This window comes from Ruegeria sp. BHSA118 (assembly GCF_059613405.1).
In genome coordinates, this window is the sequence record NZ_JBXWSM010000092.1 from 1 (window position 1) to 13242 (window position 13242).

Genomic DNA, 13242 nt, shown 5'->3' on the forward strand with positions numbered 1-13242 from the left:
CGAAACGCTTTTGGGCCTGTTGCCGACGGGTGAGCCTCAGGCCTATCTGTACGGTCCGATGCGCGACTACATCGAAACCTCGGGTAAGGGTCTGAGGCCCGCCCTGCTGTTGGCGACATGCGAAGCCTTCGGCGGAAACAGCGAGAATGCGAGGGTCTCGGCCGCAGTTCTTGAGCTGCTGCACAACGCTTTTCTGATCCACGACGACATCGAAGATCAAAGCGATTTCCGGCGCGGGCGCGAATGTATGCACAAGCGGCTTGGGGTTCCCCTGGCGATCAATACCGGCGACGGGATGCAATCGCTTGCCCTGCGTCTGCTGCGTCAGAACCTGGGACCGTTGGGCCCGGACACCGGTATGCGCGTGGTGGATGAGTTCGACCATCTGTTGCAGCAATCCATCGAAGGTCAGGCGTTGGAGCTTGGCTGGATTCGCGACAATCGTTTGAACGTCGATGCATCAGATTATCTGAGGATGTGTCTGAAAAAGACCTGCTGGTACAGCTTCATTCACCCCATGCGCATCGGGGCCCTGATTGCGCGGCCACATGATATCGCGTCCGGCGCGTTGAATCTGGATGATTTCAACGCCTTTGGCTTTTTCCTGGGTGCGGCGTTTCAGATTCAGGACGACGTCTTGAATCTCGTTGGTTCTCAGGACAGTTACGGCAAAGAAATCGGCGGCGACATCTATGAAGGCAAACGCACGCTGATGCTGGGCCAGCTTGGCCTGAAGGCGGAAGAGCCTGAACAGGCCCGGTTGGCCGAGATGTTGTCAAACCCGCGCGATGCCCGGTCGACGCAAGATGTCGCCTGGGTGCTGGAGCGCATGAACCATTACGGCAGCATCCGCTATGCGCAGGACGCGGCGAATGATCTGCTGGCCTCGGCCCGGAATGAGTTTGCGCGGGTGTTCGCGGGCACAGAAGACGGGCCGCGCGCGTTTCTGGGACAGTTCATGGACTATCTGGTGACCCGTCAGGTCTGAGCGCCCGCCACCTCGAAAATCACCACAACCGAGGTCTGGTCCGTTCCGGTACAGACGATCCGACCGTGATATTCACCGGGATTGGTGAGGTCGGGTATAGTCACAGCAACGGCAACATCCGTTGCTTCCCCCGGTTCAAGCTGGATTTGTGACGGGATCACACTGATGCGGTTGGCCGGCAGAATGTCCCCATTCGGATTGGTTAGATCGCCCGGTTCGAACTGCATCTGAACAGGGGCCGCGCCTTCGGGAGCTTCAAAGGACAGCAGAATGGTGGCTGTGCTGCCGGGATGACAGGATTTGCGGCACCTGAACGGACCGTCCAGATGCCGCCGCGGGCCCCGCTCTGTTTCGAGCACGCGGCGCGCTATGTCGGAAATCGGATGATCGTCGGGCTGCGGCGCAATCGGGCTGACCGCCCGAGATGCACTAACATATGGTTTTCGTTCGAAATACGGCATGCCTAACTGTGCACGTGCTGTGCGGATCAGTAAATGGTAAATTCACGCTCTGCAATCACGGGAAACGTCTGCCTATTTTCCTTTCCAGACCGGGTCTCTTTTCTCGGCAAAGGCGCGCGCGCCTTCCAGTTGATCTTCGCTGGCATAGAGAACGTCCACGGTTCTAAGCTGACGCCTGGTGATGCGGTTCATGGCATCCTGAAACTTGGCATCTTCGGCATCACGGACGATTTCCTTGATCGCGGCATAAACCAGGGGCGGTCCCGAGGCCAGCAGGCGGGCCAGTTCCCAGGCGCGATCCATCAGTTGATCCGCGGCGACAATCTCGTTCACCAGCCCCCAGCGATTGGCTTCTTCGGCATCAAACCAACGGCCTGTCAGCAGCAGCTCCATCGCGATGTGATAGGGGATGCGCTTGGGCAGTTTGACGCTGGCGGCATCCGCAACGGTGCCCGAGCGGATTTCCGGCAAGGCAAAAGTGGCGTGGTCAGCGGCAAGGATCATGTCGGCTGACAAGGCCAGTTCCAGCCCGCCACCGCAGGCGATACCGTTGACAGCCGCGATTACGGGCTTGTTCAGGTCGCGCAGCTCTTGCAGGCCTCCGAACCCGCCGACGCCGTAATCTCCGTCCACCGCGTCGCCGTCGGCGGCAGCTTTCAGATCCCAGCCGGGGCAAAAGAATTTTTCGCCCGCGCCGGTCAGGATGGCCACGCGCAGGTCCGGGTCGTCGCGGAATTCGGCAAAGACCTCGCCCATTCTGCGGCTGGTGATCAGATCGATGGCGTTTGCCTTGGGGCGGTCCAGCGTGACCTCGAAGATCGAACCATCGCGGCGGGTTTTGATCGGGTCCATATCTCAGGCCTTTCTTATCAGGGCGTCCACGGCAACGGCCTTGTCCGGCGTGCACAGGAGCGGGTTAATCTCGACCTCGCCGAGCGTGTCGGCATTTTGCATGACAAAGGCCTGAACAGCCTCGACTGCGGCGATGATTGCATCCATATCAGCCGCCTTTTGGCCGCGATAGCCTGCCAAAAGCGGGGCAATTTTCAATTTGCCGAGCGCGGCACGGATGTCCTCGGGCGTGCTTGGCACCAGCACCGACGCCGTATCGCGCAGGATTTCGGTCAGCACGCCCCCCGCCCCCAATGTCAGAACAAACCCATGCGCCGGGTCACGGACGACACCAACCAGCAATTCAGCAACGGTTCCGGCGATCATCTCTTCGATCAGGATGCTATCTGTGCCGATGTCAGCAGCCACACTGGCCACGTCTTTGGTTTGAATGCCCAGCCGAACAGCGGCGTGTTCGGATTTATGCGCAAGCCCAACGCCTTTGACGGCAAACGGGGCCTGCATGTCCTGCGCTGCTATGTGGGCTTCCTCTGGCCCGCGAACCGTGCGGTTTTGCGGGATGCGCAGGCCGCATTCGGCCAGTTCCTGTTTCGATTGCCCTTCGGTCAGGGTTTGGGTCGCCTCAGCCGTTCCCGGCAACCAGACAGGATGCGCGGACGGGGGCGAGATCTGACCCGCAGCGCGCGTGGCCGCCAGTGCTTCGCGCAATCCCAGGAATGGAACGACACCACCGGCCATCAGGTCTTGCGCGACGTCTTCAGGCAGAAGTTCAGGCAGCGTCGCAACAATCGCAAACCGAGCGCCGGTTTCAGCACGCACTCTCAACGCAGCTCGAGTCGCGCAACTCCAGTCAGTCGGATCCGTCGTCGGATAGTCGACGATCGAGAATGTCAGGTCGATGTCTTCACCCGTCATGCCCGACCAGGCCTGTGCCATCGCCTCTTCGTCGCGCCAGATATACGTGTGATAATCCAGCGGGTTGTTCAACGCGACCATGGGGCCAAGCGCGTCACGCAAGCGCGCCCTTTTGTCATCGCTCAACCGCGGGAAGCTCAGGCCCGTACCAACTGCCATATCCGCGATCAGGCTCGCCTCGCCCCCGGAACAACTGATCGAAGCGATGCGGCCACCCGGCAGCGGCCCATAGCAGTGCAACAGTTTCAGCGTCTCAAGAAAGTCCGGCAACGCGGACAGACGCGGAATGCCCAGCCGGTCCAGAAGGGCCTGCGCGCCTGCATCGCTGCCCGCAAGAGACGCAGTGTGCGAAACCGTCGCGGCCTGTGCCTGCTCCGACGCACCCACTTTCATGGCGACCAGCGGGATGCCCTTTGAATAGGCCTTGGCGGCCAGCGCCTCCCATTCCCGGATGTCCTTGAACCCTTCGATATGCAGACCTACGGCGGTTACGCGCGGATCATCGATCAAGGCCGAGGCGATTTCGGCCTGGCTGGTCTGGGCCATATTCCCGCAGGCCACCATATAGGCAATCGGCAACCCACGTTTCTGCATGGTCAGGTTGATCGAGATGTTCGAACTTTGCGTCAGGATCGCCACGCCCTTGTCCACAGGGGTGGCCCCGTGCTGGTCCGGCCACAACAGCGCCCCATCCAGCGCGTTGATGAAGCCATAGCAGTTCGGACCAAGAATGGGCATGTCACCGGCTGCGGCAACCAGTTGATCCTGCAAGTCCCCGCCTGTGTCATCTTCGGCAACGGCCTCGGAAAAGCCCGAGGCAAAACACACCGCCCCGCCTACGCCCATACTGGACAGGACACGAACGGCCTCGATCGTGGCGTGGCGGTTGATACCGATGAAAACCGCATCCGGGGCTTCGGGCAGGTCCTCGATGTGGCCGAAAACCCTGTGGCCCGCAATTTCCGACGCTTTGGGATGCACCGGCCAGATTTGACCGGCATAGCCCATGCGTTCGGATTGCAGAACAACCTGCTGACACCACGCGCCGCCGCCAATGACGGCGATGGTTTTCGGGCGCAGCAGCCGGGTCAGGTCTTTGGTCATGGTCAGGCGCCCAAGGGACGAAGAAGATCGCGGCTGATGATGTGGCGCTGAATTTCGCTGGTGCCGTCCCAGATGCGCTCGACCCGGGCATCGCGCCAGAACCGTTCAATCGGGAAATCATCCATCAGGCCCATGCCGCCGAAGATTTGCAGTGTGGTATCCGTCACCCGCGCCAGCGTTTCCGAGGCATAGAGCTTGGCCGAGGCAATCTCGCGGTTCGATGGCAGGTTCTGATCCAGACGCCACGCGGCGGCAAGGGTCAGCCAATCGGCGGCGTCGATCTCGGTGATCATGTCGGCGATCTGGAAGCCGACGCCCTGAAACTTGCCGATGGGCTGGCCGAACTGCTTGCGCTCGGCCGCATAGTTCAGCGCATAGTCAAAGCAGCGCCGCGCGCGACCGACCGAGAACGCAGCGACCGTCAGGCGGGTTGCATAAAGCCATTCGTTCATCACGGCAAAGCCGCCATCAACCTCGCCCAGGACCTGTGCGTCGGGCAGACGGCAGTTGTCGAAATACAGGATATAGTTCTTGTAGCCCTTGTGGCTGACCGAGTTGTAGCCCTCGCGCACTTCAAACCCCGGAGTACCGCGATCCACCAGGAAAGTGGTGATGCGTTTCTTCGGGCCTTTGGGGGTTTCGTCTACGCCGGTCGCGATGAAGACGATGAAGAAATCCGCATGTTCCGCGCCCGAGATGAAATGTTTCGATCCATTGACAACCCAGTCGCCGCCATCGCGCACCGCCTGGCATTTCATACCCCGCACATCCGAACCCGCATCCGGTTCGGTCATCGCCAGGGCGTCCATCTTGTCGCCACGTACGGCAGGCAGAAGATAACGTTCGCGCTGCTCGTCGTTGCAGGCCATCAGGATGTTCTGCGGGCGCCCAAAGAAATGCGTCAGCGCCATTGACCCGCGGCCAAGCTCGCGCTCGACCAAGGTGAAATCCAGATGAGACAGACCTGCACCGCCGACTTCTTCGGGGAAGTTGCAGGCATAAAAGCCCAGATCGATACATTTCTGCTTGATCTGCTCACCCAATTCCGGAGGCACGGTTCCCGAACGCTCGACCGCGTCTTCATGCGGGTAGATTTCGTTTTCAACAAAGCTGCGGACCGTCGAGACAATCATGTCCTGTTCTTCTGTCAAACCAAACTGCATGGCGCGTGTTCCCTGGATCGGTGGTTGACCAACCAAACGCCATCGCTCATGGTCACGACATGCAGGGTTGATATCAAATCATGCCAAATTCGAAAATTTTGACACGACAATACAACATTCTGCTCTTCAACGGGTTTTCGAACCATTGCCTTGCAAACATGGTCGAACCGCTCAGGGCTGCGAACAACCTTTCGAGGCAGGTTTTGTATTCGTGGTGTTTCTGCTCCATTGACGGAGACCCCGTTCAAAGTTCCAGCGGCCTTGTCGTTACACCGAATGGTTCAATCTCTGATCAGCAAGGCGACGTTCTGGTGGTCATGCCGTCTTATGGGTATCGCAAACTGGACACGCGATCGACCACGCGCACCGTGCTGGCTGCGGCCCGGAAACACCGGCAAGTGGCCGGATTGGATACCGGCAGTTGGCTGCTGGCCCGCGCCGGTTTGCTGGACGAGCACCGGGCAACCATTCACTGGGACGAGCTTTCCCGGTTCGAAGAAAGTTTTCCGGCCGTCGATGCGGTGCAGGAACGTTTTGTCATCGATGGCAACAGGCTGACCTGTTCCGGGGCCATGGCCGCGTTCGATCTGGCCTCGGCCCTGATCCGCAGGGATCACGGCCCCCTTTTGTCCATGGAAGTCGGGCATCTTCTGATGAGCCGAAATGGGCAGGATCATTACCCTTTGCCTCTCAAGTCCGAAGACACTTTGGTCAATCGCGCACTGGCTGTCATGCAGGCGAACCTTGAAACACCTCTTTCGATCAGGGAACTGGCCCGCAAGATCGGGTGTTCGCAAAAGCGGATCGAAATGCGCGTTCAGGCGGAACTCAAAACCACGCCGCAGGCGCTGTATCGTCGGCTGCGGCTGAACCTGGCACGCAATCTGGCAGAAGATACTGAACAGTCCATCGCCGAAATCGCCGGTCGTTGCGGATATGAAAACGCCAGCGCCATGACGCGGGCATTCAAGGCAGAATTCGGCCAGACACCGACTGCGTTTCGCCACCGAAGCCTGTCAGACGGCTGAAAGGGGTGCGTATGGCGATGCCCGCTTTCCTGAAAGACCAAATAACCATGGGGGCTATTCCAGCGAAACCCACAGCACCTTGGCGTCTTCTTCGCTGGTCGAAATACACCCATGTCCCATTCCGCTGTCATAATAAAGAGAGTCACCTGTCTTCATTGGCAAAGGACGGTAATGTTCTGACACGAAGATAAGTTCACCGCTGAGCACATACATGAATTCTTCTCCGGAATGTCGGATCCACGTCTCGAATTCCGAAAGGTCGCGCGCCTTGATTGTCGCGATATAGGGCAGCATCCGCTTGCTGGTCAGTTCAGGGCAAAGCAGTTCATGCAGGTAAGTGGGCGTATTCTTGATTTCCCCCTCGCCTTTCGGAGTGAAGTCACGGCGGCCTGAAATGCCGGATTGACCCGACTGAAGAAACAACTGCGGGGTGCTCATATCCAGGGCCTGAGTCAGACGCCGTACGATGTCAAAGCTTGGCTTTGTCTGGTTGTTTTCGATCTTGGACAGCGTCGACCGCCCGATACCCGCAGCGCGGCCGGCTTCTTCCAGAGTCCACCCTTTTGCGCGCCGCGCATCGCGGATGGAGCGGCCCAGAGCCTCACCTTCATCCAGATCTTCCTGTCCGGAAACATCATTTCTGCTTTCGTCGCCCATTGAACTCCCCCTGTTTTATCAAAGGTTACATGCCTCCCGGTATATACGCAACTTCTTGAATAAGAGATTTTTGTTGCCTAAGCCATATTTTTTCCCTTATAGGAAACAAAGTTTCGTACTGAGGATTCGGAGCAAAGGAGGAGACTATGTTCAAAACGTCGCTGATTGAGGCAGATCCCGTCATTGCTGCGTCCATCTCACGCGAGGGTGAACGCCAGGCGGAACAGATCGAGTTGATTGCCTCGGAGAACATTGTCTCGAAGGCCGTGATCGAAGCGCAGGGTTCGGTCTTGACCAACAAATATGCCGAAGGCTATCCGGGCCGCCGCTATTATGGCGGATGCGAATATGTCGATGAGGTCGAAGCCGAGGCGATCGAACGCCTCAGGAAACTGTTTGGCTGTGACTATGCCAACGTTCAGCCCCATTCCGGCGCACAGGCCAACGGGGCCGTCAAGCTGGCGCTGCTGAACCCGGGCGATACCATTCTTGGCATGTCGCTGGATGCAGGTGGCCATCTGACCCACGGTGCGAAACCGGCGCAGTCCGGCAAATGGTTCCGGCCCGTGCAGTACGGCCTGACCGATGCAGGACTGATCGATTATGATCAGGTCGCCGAATTGGCGCGGGCGGAAAAGCCCAGGCTGATCATCGCAGGTGCGTCTGCCTACTCGCAAAAGATCGACTTTGTCCGTTTCCGCGAGATCGCAGATGAAGTTGGCGCGTGGCTGCTGGCCGACATGGCTCATATCGCCGGATTGGTGGCGACCGGCCTGCACCCCTCGCCTGTAGGGCACGCACATGTCGTGACCTCGACCACGCACAAGACGCTGCGCGGGCCTCGTGGCGGCATCATCCTGACAAATGACGAGGCGCTGGCGAAAAAGATCAACTCAGCCGTCTTCCCCGGCCTACAGGGTGGCCCGCTGATGCACGTCATCGCAGGCAAGGCGGTGGCTTTTGGCGAGGCGCTGAAACCCGAATTCAAGGAATACATGCAGCGCGTCGTTGACAGCGCATCGGCCTTGGCAAGCGTCATGATGGCGCGCGGATGTGATATCGTTTCCGGCGGCACCGAGAACCACCTGATGCTGGTCGACCTGAGACCTTTGGGCGTCACCGGTAAGGACGCCGAAGCCGCGCTGGAGCGCGCCGGGTTTACCTGCAACAAAAACAGCGTTCCCGGAGATCCGGAGAAACCGACCATCACAAGCGGCATCCGTCTGGGCACCGCCGCCGGGTGCAGCCGTGGCTTTGGCCCGGAAGAATTCAGGCGGATCGGCCATCTGATCGGTGATGTTCTGGACGCACTCGCGCAGTCGCCGGAAGGTGACGAAGCCGTCGAAAAGGAAACCCGCAAACAGGTTCGCGCACTTTGCGCAAGCCACCCGATCTACTGAAAGTGCGCGAAATGAACACCTACGATCTGATTGTCATCGGAGGCGGGCCGGGCGGTTATGTCGCTGCGATCCGCGCGGCTCAGCTGGGGCTGAAAGTGGCCTGTGTCGAAGGGCGCGGCGCACTGGGCGGTACCTGTCTGAACGTGGGGTGTATCCCCTCCAAAGCGTTGCTGACCTCCTCGGCCAAATATGCCGAGCTTGCACATCTCTCCTCCCATGGCATTGCGGTCGAGGGGGCCAGCATCGACGTCAGTGCGATGATGGGGCGCAAGGACAAGATCGTCGGTGATCTGACCAAGGGCATCGCGTTCCTGTTCAAGAAGAACGGCGTCGATCTGATCGAAGGCTGGGCCAGCATCCCGGCCACTGGTAAGGTCAAGGTCGGCGACGGCATATACGAAGCAAAGAACGTCCTGATCGCGACCGGATCCGAGCCGACCTCACTGCCGGGGATCGAGATTGACGAACAGGATGTCCTCAGTTCGACCGGCGCAATCGCGTTGCAGAGCGTTCCGGATCATCTGGTGGTGATCGGTGCAGGCGTGATCGGTTTGGAACTTGGGCAGGTCTGGGCACGTCTGGGCGCCAAGGTTACTGTGGTCGAATATCTGGATCGCGTTTTGCCCGGCATCGATGGCGAGATCGCCAAGCTGGCTCAGCGGGCGCTGTCCAAACGCGGTTTGAAGTTCCAACTGGGCCGAGCCCTCAAATCGGTTGAGAAAACCGCGGCTGGCCTGACCCTGACCGTAGACCGCGTCGGCAAGGACAAGCAAGAGGTGATCGAGGCCGACAAGGTTCTGATCGCTGTGGGCCGCCGCCCGGTGACGCGCGGGCTTGGGCTGGAAGAACTTGGCGTGGCCGTGAACCCGCGTGGCTTCATCGAAGTCGATGGCTCATTCCAAACGTCGGTGCCCGGTATCTATGCCATTGGTGACTGTGTTCCCGGCCCGATGCTGGCCCACAAGGCCGAAGAGGACGGTGTTGCCTGTGTCGAGATGCTGGCCGGCGAAGCCGGTCATGTCGATTACAACACCGTGCCGGGTGTGGTCTATACCGACCCCGAGGTCGCCTCGGTCGGGCTGACCGAAGAAGCCTTGCAAGAAACGGGCATTGAATACGTGGTCGGTAAGTTTGCCTTCATGGCCAACTCGCGGGCGCGTTCGACGGGTGAAACAGATGGCGCGGTCAAGGTTCTGGCCGGTCCCGACGGCAAGATCCTCGGAGCTCATATCTGTGGTGCCCATGGCGGCGATCTGATCGCCGAGCTGGTTCTGGCCATGGCCAAGGGCATCACCGTCGCCGAGGTCGCAGCCACCTGCCATGCCCACCCGGCGATGGGCGAGGCTGTGAAAGAAGCCTGCCTTGACGCCATGGGCCGGGCAATTCACGCGTAGCGGGGACCAGCCAGATGACCATCCAGCTTAGACCACGTCACCCGGAAAAAGCCAAAAAGGCCGACAGCGTCATTCCGCGCAAACCCAAGTGGATACGCAAGAAAAAAGGCGACAGCTCCGCCTATTACGAAACCCGGCGCCTGATGCGGGATCACAATCTGGCGACGGTCTGCGAAGAGGCGGCCTGCCCCAATATCGGCGAGTGTTGGTCCAAGCGCCACGCAACCATGATGATTATGGGCGAGGTCTGCACACGCGGATGTTCGTTCTGCAACGTATCGACTGGCCGCCCCGACGCGCTGGACGCTTTCGAACCCGGTCGCGTTGCAGCGGCGGTCAGGAAGCTGGGCCTGCGCCATGTCGTCATCACCTCGGTCGATCGCGACGATCTGGCCGATGGCGGGGCCGAGCATATTGCCCAGACCATCCGGGCGGTACGCCACCAAAACCCCGGCACCACGGTCGAAGTTCTGACCCCCGATTTTCTGGGCAAGGGCGACGCCGCCAAGGCAGTCTTTGACGCCGCACCGGACGTGTTCAACCACAATCTGGAGACCGTGCCGCACCTATATCCGACCGTCCGTCCTGGCGCGCGGTATTACACGTCGCTGCGGCTGCTGGATGATGCCAAGCGCGCCAATCCGGAACTATTCACCAAATCCGGCCTGATGGTGGGCCTGGGAGAAACACTCGCGGATGTGCGTCAGGTCATGGATGACCTGCGTGCAGCGCAGGTCGATTTCCTGACCGTTGGCCAATATCTGCAACCAACCCCGAAACACCATCCAATTGACCGGTTCTGGACACCGGAAGAGTTCGCCCAGCTGGAACAGATTGCCCGGTCCAAGGGCTTTTTGCACGTGTCAGCAACCCCGCTGACCCGGTCGTCGTTCCATGCGGACGAAGATTTCGCTGCTCTCAGGCAGGCCCGCCAGCGGGCTATCGCCAAAGGGGCATAAACCAAACGCAAATGGGAGGGAATCCATGGAAGCGTTAAATTCAATCGTAGGGGCCATCAATGGCGTCGTGTGGGGGCCGCTGATGCTGGTTCTCATCCTTGGCGTCGGCTTCTTCCTGCAGGTCGGACTGAAGTTCATGCCGATCCTGCGCATTGGCACGGGCTTCAGCCTGCTGTTCAAAGGCCGTGAAGGTCAGGGCGAAGGGCAGATCAGCCCGTTCAACGCGTTGATGACTTCGCTGTCGGCCACCATCGGTACGGGGAACATCGCCGGTGTTGCCACTGCTGTCTTCCTGGGCGGTCCGGGCGCATTGTTCTGGATGTGGATGACCGCCCTGGTGGGCATGGCCACCAAATATGCCGAGGCTGTCTGCGCGGTGAAATACCGCGAAAAGGACGAGCTGGGCAACTTCGTCGGCGGCCCGATGTACTACATCAAGAACGGTCTGGGCGCGAAATGGGCGTGGCTGGGTGTTGCCTTTGCCCTGTTTGGCGCAGTTGCGGCCTTTGGCATTGGTAACGGTGTGCAGGCCAATGGTGTTGCACAGGTTCTGGAATCGAATTTCGGAGTAAACACCTCGGTCACCGGTGTCGCTCTGATGGTTCTGACCGCCGCTGTTATTCTGGGTGGTATCACCCGTATCGGTGCGGTCGCCGGTAAACTGGTTCCGTTCATGGCGATTGCCTATATCGTTGCCGGACTGCTGGTCCTGATCATCAACATCGGCAACATCGGTCATGCGCTGTCGCTGGTCTTCACCTACGCCTTCACCCCATCAGCCGCCGAAGGTGGTTTCGCTGGTGCAGCCGTCTGGGCCGCCATCCGCTTTGGTGTGGCGCGCGGTGTTTTCTCGAACGAAGCGGGTCTGGGTTCCGCTCCGATCGCGCACGCGGCAGCCGAGACTAAAGGCCCGGTCAATCAGGGCCTGATCGCGATGCTGGGAACGTTCATCGACACTATCATCGTCTGTTCGATCACCGGTCTGGCGATCATCTCGTCAGGTGCTTGGACATCGGGAGAATCCGGTGCGGCGCTGACCTCGCTGGCGTTCGAGACCACTCTGCCGGGTATCGGCGGGTCGATCATCGCCATCGCTCTGTCGATCTTTGCCTTTACCACCATCCTCGGCTGGTCCTTCTATGGCGAGAAATGCGTCGAGTTCCTGCTGGGCGTGAAATCCCTGCTTCCCTACCGCATCCTGTGGATCATCGCGATCTACTTCGGTGCAACCGCGGATCTGGGCTTTGTCTGGCTGCTGGCCGACACGCTGAACGCCATGATGGCCATTCCGAACCTGATCGCCCTGGCCCTGCTGAGCCCGATCGTCTTCAAGCTGACGAAAGAGTTCTTCGCCTCGGGCGGCAAGTCCGAAGAGCCGGGCGGCGCGCCTGCCGAATAAGCTTGGTCTGACTTGAAACCGGGGGGCCATTCCGGCCCCCCGCCTTTGAAACAGAATTCCATATCTCGAGGAGAGACGTGATGGCCACGAAAATCCTGCTGCCCATTGATCACACCGACGACCGCTCGTGGAAAAATGCTCTGCCAGTCGCGCTGGAACAAGCAAAGTTCTATGGCGCCGAACTGCACGCGGTTGCCGTCATCCCCGAGATCATCCAGCTGCCGAACCTGCCTGCCAACTATGGCGCCGGTGCCAAAGAGCACGTGCGCAAGGCTGTTCAGGCCATTCTGGGTCATGGCAACGCCTCAGACGTGGCGATCCACGTCGAAGAAGGCAGCGTTTACCGCGAAATCCTGAAGCTTGCCTATAAGGAAGGCTTTGATCTGATCGTCATGGCATCGACCAAGGGCGATTTCCCGAACTACGAGATTGGCCCGAACCTGGCCCGTGTCGTGCGCAACGCGCATTGCACCGTCATGGTCGTTCGTGACCAGTCCCGCTGATTGAAAGGTTGAGAAAATGACCACACCGAAGCGCACGCCCTTGTATGACCTTCACGTTGAGTTGAGCGGCAAGATGGTTGATTTTGCGGGTTGGGAGATGCCTGTTCAGTATCCTTTGGGGATCATGGGGGAGCACAAGCAGTGTCGTGAGAAGGCGGCGTTGTTTGATGTGTCTCATATGGGTCAGGTGATTTTGCGGGGCGAGAACGTGGGTGAGAAGCTGGAAGCACTGTGTCCGCAGGCTTATGCGACGCTGAAGGAAGGCAAGGCGCGGTACGGGTTCTTCACCAATGCCGAAGGCGGGATCATGGATGACCTGATCGTGTCGAACGCGGGGGATCATTACTTTGTGGTGGTGAACGCGGCGCTGCGCCATCAGGACATTCCGCATATGCGCGACAATCTGGACGGGGTTGAGG

The 13242-nt window shown here is 59.6% G+C and carries 12 protein-coding genes and 1 pseudogene; 8 read left to right on the forward strand and 5 right to left on the reverse strand.

From position 1 onward, the window contains the following. Positions 1 to 988 (forward strand): polyprenyl synthetase family protein (locus tag AC2FNN_RS19555; RefSeq protein ID WP_496760114.1); only part of this gene is annotated, 988 nt, incomplete at its 5' end. Here the strand turns inward: AC2FNN_RS19555 and AC2FNN_RS19560 are convergent. From AC2FNN_RS19560 to AC2FNN_RS19575, 4 genes are all read right to left on the reverse strand, one after another. Further along, positions 979 to 1449, reverse strand: a complete 471-nt coding sequence (locus AC2FNN_RS19560) for a hypothetical protein (protein WP_496760115.1) — start codon at positions 1447 to 1449, stop codon at positions 979 to 981. The genes AC2FNN_RS19555 and AC2FNN_RS19560 overlap by 10 nt on opposite strands. A 72-nt stretch (positions 1450 to 1521) precedes the next feature. Next, positions 1522 to 2301 carry a carnitinyl-CoA dehydratase gene (locus tag AC2FNN_RS19565; RefSeq protein WP_496760116.1) on the reverse strand — a complete coding sequence of 260 codons (780 nt, stop codon included), beginning with the start codon at positions 2299 to 2301 and terminating at the stop codon, positions 1522 to 1524. 3 nt (positions 2302 to 2304) lie between these two features. Next, positions 2305 to 4320 carry an acetate--CoA ligase family protein gene (locus AC2FNN_RS19570; RefSeq protein WP_496760117.1) on the reverse strand — a complete coding sequence of 672 codons (2016 nt, stop codon included), beginning with the start codon at positions 4318 to 4320 and terminating at the stop codon, positions 2305 to 2307. Between the two features lie 2 nt (positions 4321 to 4322). Continuing rightward, complete coding sequence (locus tag AC2FNN_RS19575) at positions 4323 to 5483, reverse strand: acyl-CoA dehydrogenase family protein (RefSeq protein ID WP_152460401.1); 1161 nt, start codon at positions 5481 to 5483, stop codon at positions 4323 to 4325. A gap of 80 nt (positions 5484 to 5563) precedes the next feature. On the opposite strand from AC2FNN_RS19575, the gene AC2FNN_RS19580 reads away from it, so the two are divergent. Continuing rightward, positions 5564 to 6511 (forward strand): GlxA family transcriptional regulator, encoded by a 948-nt coding sequence (locus tag AC2FNN_RS19580; protein WP_496760118.1) that lies wholly within the window; start codon positions 5564 to 5566, stop codon positions 6509 to 6511. Between the two features lie 54 nt (positions 6512 to 6565). On the opposite strand, the gene AC2FNN_RS19585 is transcribed toward AC2FNN_RS19580, so the two are convergent. After that, positions 6566 to 7168, reverse strand: coding sequence for a helix-turn-helix domain-containing protein (locus AC2FNN_RS19585; protein WP_496760119.1), 603 nt, complete (start codon positions 7166 to 7168; stop codon positions 6566 to 6568). 146 nt (positions 7169 to 7314) lie between these two features. Between AC2FNN_RS19585 and glyA the strand changes: the two genes are divergently transcribed. The 6 genes and pseudogenes from glyA to gcvT form a co-directional block, all read left to right on the forward strand. Further along, positions 7315 to 8568: a serine hydroxymethyltransferase gene (glyA, locus tag AC2FNN_RS19590; protein ID WP_496760120.1), complete on the forward strand. Its 1254-nt coding sequence runs from the start codon at positions 7315 to 7317 to the stop codon at positions 8566 to 8568. Positions 8569 to 8579: 11 nt separating this feature from the next. Next, complete coding sequence (lpdA, locus tag AC2FNN_RS19595) at positions 8580 to 9962, forward strand: dihydrolipoyl dehydrogenase (protein WP_496760121.1); 1383 nt, start codon at positions 8580 to 8582, stop codon at positions 9960 to 9962. 14 nt (positions 9963 to 9976) lie between these two features. Continuing rightward, positions 9977 to 10921 carry a lipoyl synthase gene (lipA, locus tag AC2FNN_RS19600; RefSeq protein WP_480488769.1) on the forward strand — a complete coding sequence of 315 codons (945 nt, stop codon included), beginning with the start codon at positions 9977 to 9979 and terminating at the stop codon, positions 10919 to 10921. Between the two features lie 25 nt (positions 10922 to 10946). Beyond that, positions 10947 to 12320 carry an alanine/glycine:cation symporter family protein gene (locus AC2FNN_RS19605; protein WP_480488771.1) on the forward strand — a complete coding sequence of 458 codons (1374 nt, stop codon included), beginning with the start codon at positions 10947 to 10949 and terminating at the stop codon, positions 12318 to 12320. 80 nt (positions 12321 to 12400) lie between these two features. Next, positions 12401 to 12823, forward strand: coding sequence for a universal stress protein (locus AC2FNN_RS19610; RefSeq protein ID WP_496760122.1), 423 nt, complete (start codon positions 12401 to 12403; stop codon positions 12821 to 12823). A 16-nt stretch (positions 12824 to 12839) separates the two neighbouring features. Beyond that, a pseudogene (gcvT, locus tag AC2FNN_RS19615) lies at positions 12840 to 13242 on the forward strand (glycine cleavage system aminomethyltransferase GcvT); the annotation flags it as partial.

What these genes read in the sequence shown, in the direction of transcription:
- AC2FNN_RS19560 (WP_496760115.1), bottom strand. Translation starts at nt 1,449, where the DNA reads ATGCCGTATTTCGAACGAAAACCATATGTTAGTGCATCTCGGGCGGTC.
- AC2FNN_RS19565 (WP_496760116.1), bottom strand. Translation starts at nt 2,301, where the DNA reads ATGGACCCGATCAAAACCCGCCGCGATGGTTCGATCTTCGAGGTCACG.
- AC2FNN_RS19570 (WP_496760117.1), bottom strand. Translation starts at nt 4,320, where the DNA reads ATGACCAAAGACCTGACCCGGCTGCTGCGCCCGAAAACCATCGCCGTC.
- AC2FNN_RS19575 (WP_152460401.1), bottom strand. Translation starts at nt 5,483, where the DNA reads ATGCAGTTTGGTTTGACAGAAGAACAGGACATGATTGTCTCGACGGTC.
- AC2FNN_RS19580 (WP_496760118.1), top strand. Translation starts at nt 5,564, where the DNA reads ATGCCAAATTCGAAAATTTTGACACGACAATACAACATTCTGCTCTTC.
- AC2FNN_RS19585 (WP_496760119.1), bottom strand. Translation starts at nt 7,168, where the DNA reads ATGGGCGACGAAAGCAGAAATGATGTTTCCGGACAGGAAGATCTGGAT.
- glyA (WP_496760120.1), top strand. Translation starts at nt 7,315, where the DNA reads ATGTTCAAAACGTCGCTGATTGAGGCAGATCCCGTCATTGCTGCGTCC.
- lpdA (WP_496760121.1), top strand. Translation starts at nt 8,580, where the DNA reads ATGAACACCTACGATCTGATTGTCATCGGAGGCGGGCCGGGCGGTTAT.
- lipA (WP_480488769.1), top strand. Translation starts at nt 9,977, where the DNA reads ATGACCATCCAGCTTAGACCACGTCACCCGGAAAAAGCCAAAAAGGCC.
- AC2FNN_RS19605 (WP_480488771.1), top strand. Translation starts at nt 10,947, where the DNA reads ATGGAAGCGTTAAATTCAATCGTAGGGGCCATCAATGGCGTCGTGTGG.
- AC2FNN_RS19610 (WP_496760122.1), top strand. Translation starts at nt 12,401, where the DNA reads ATGGCCACGAAAATCCTGCTGCCCATTGATCACACCGACGACCGCTCG.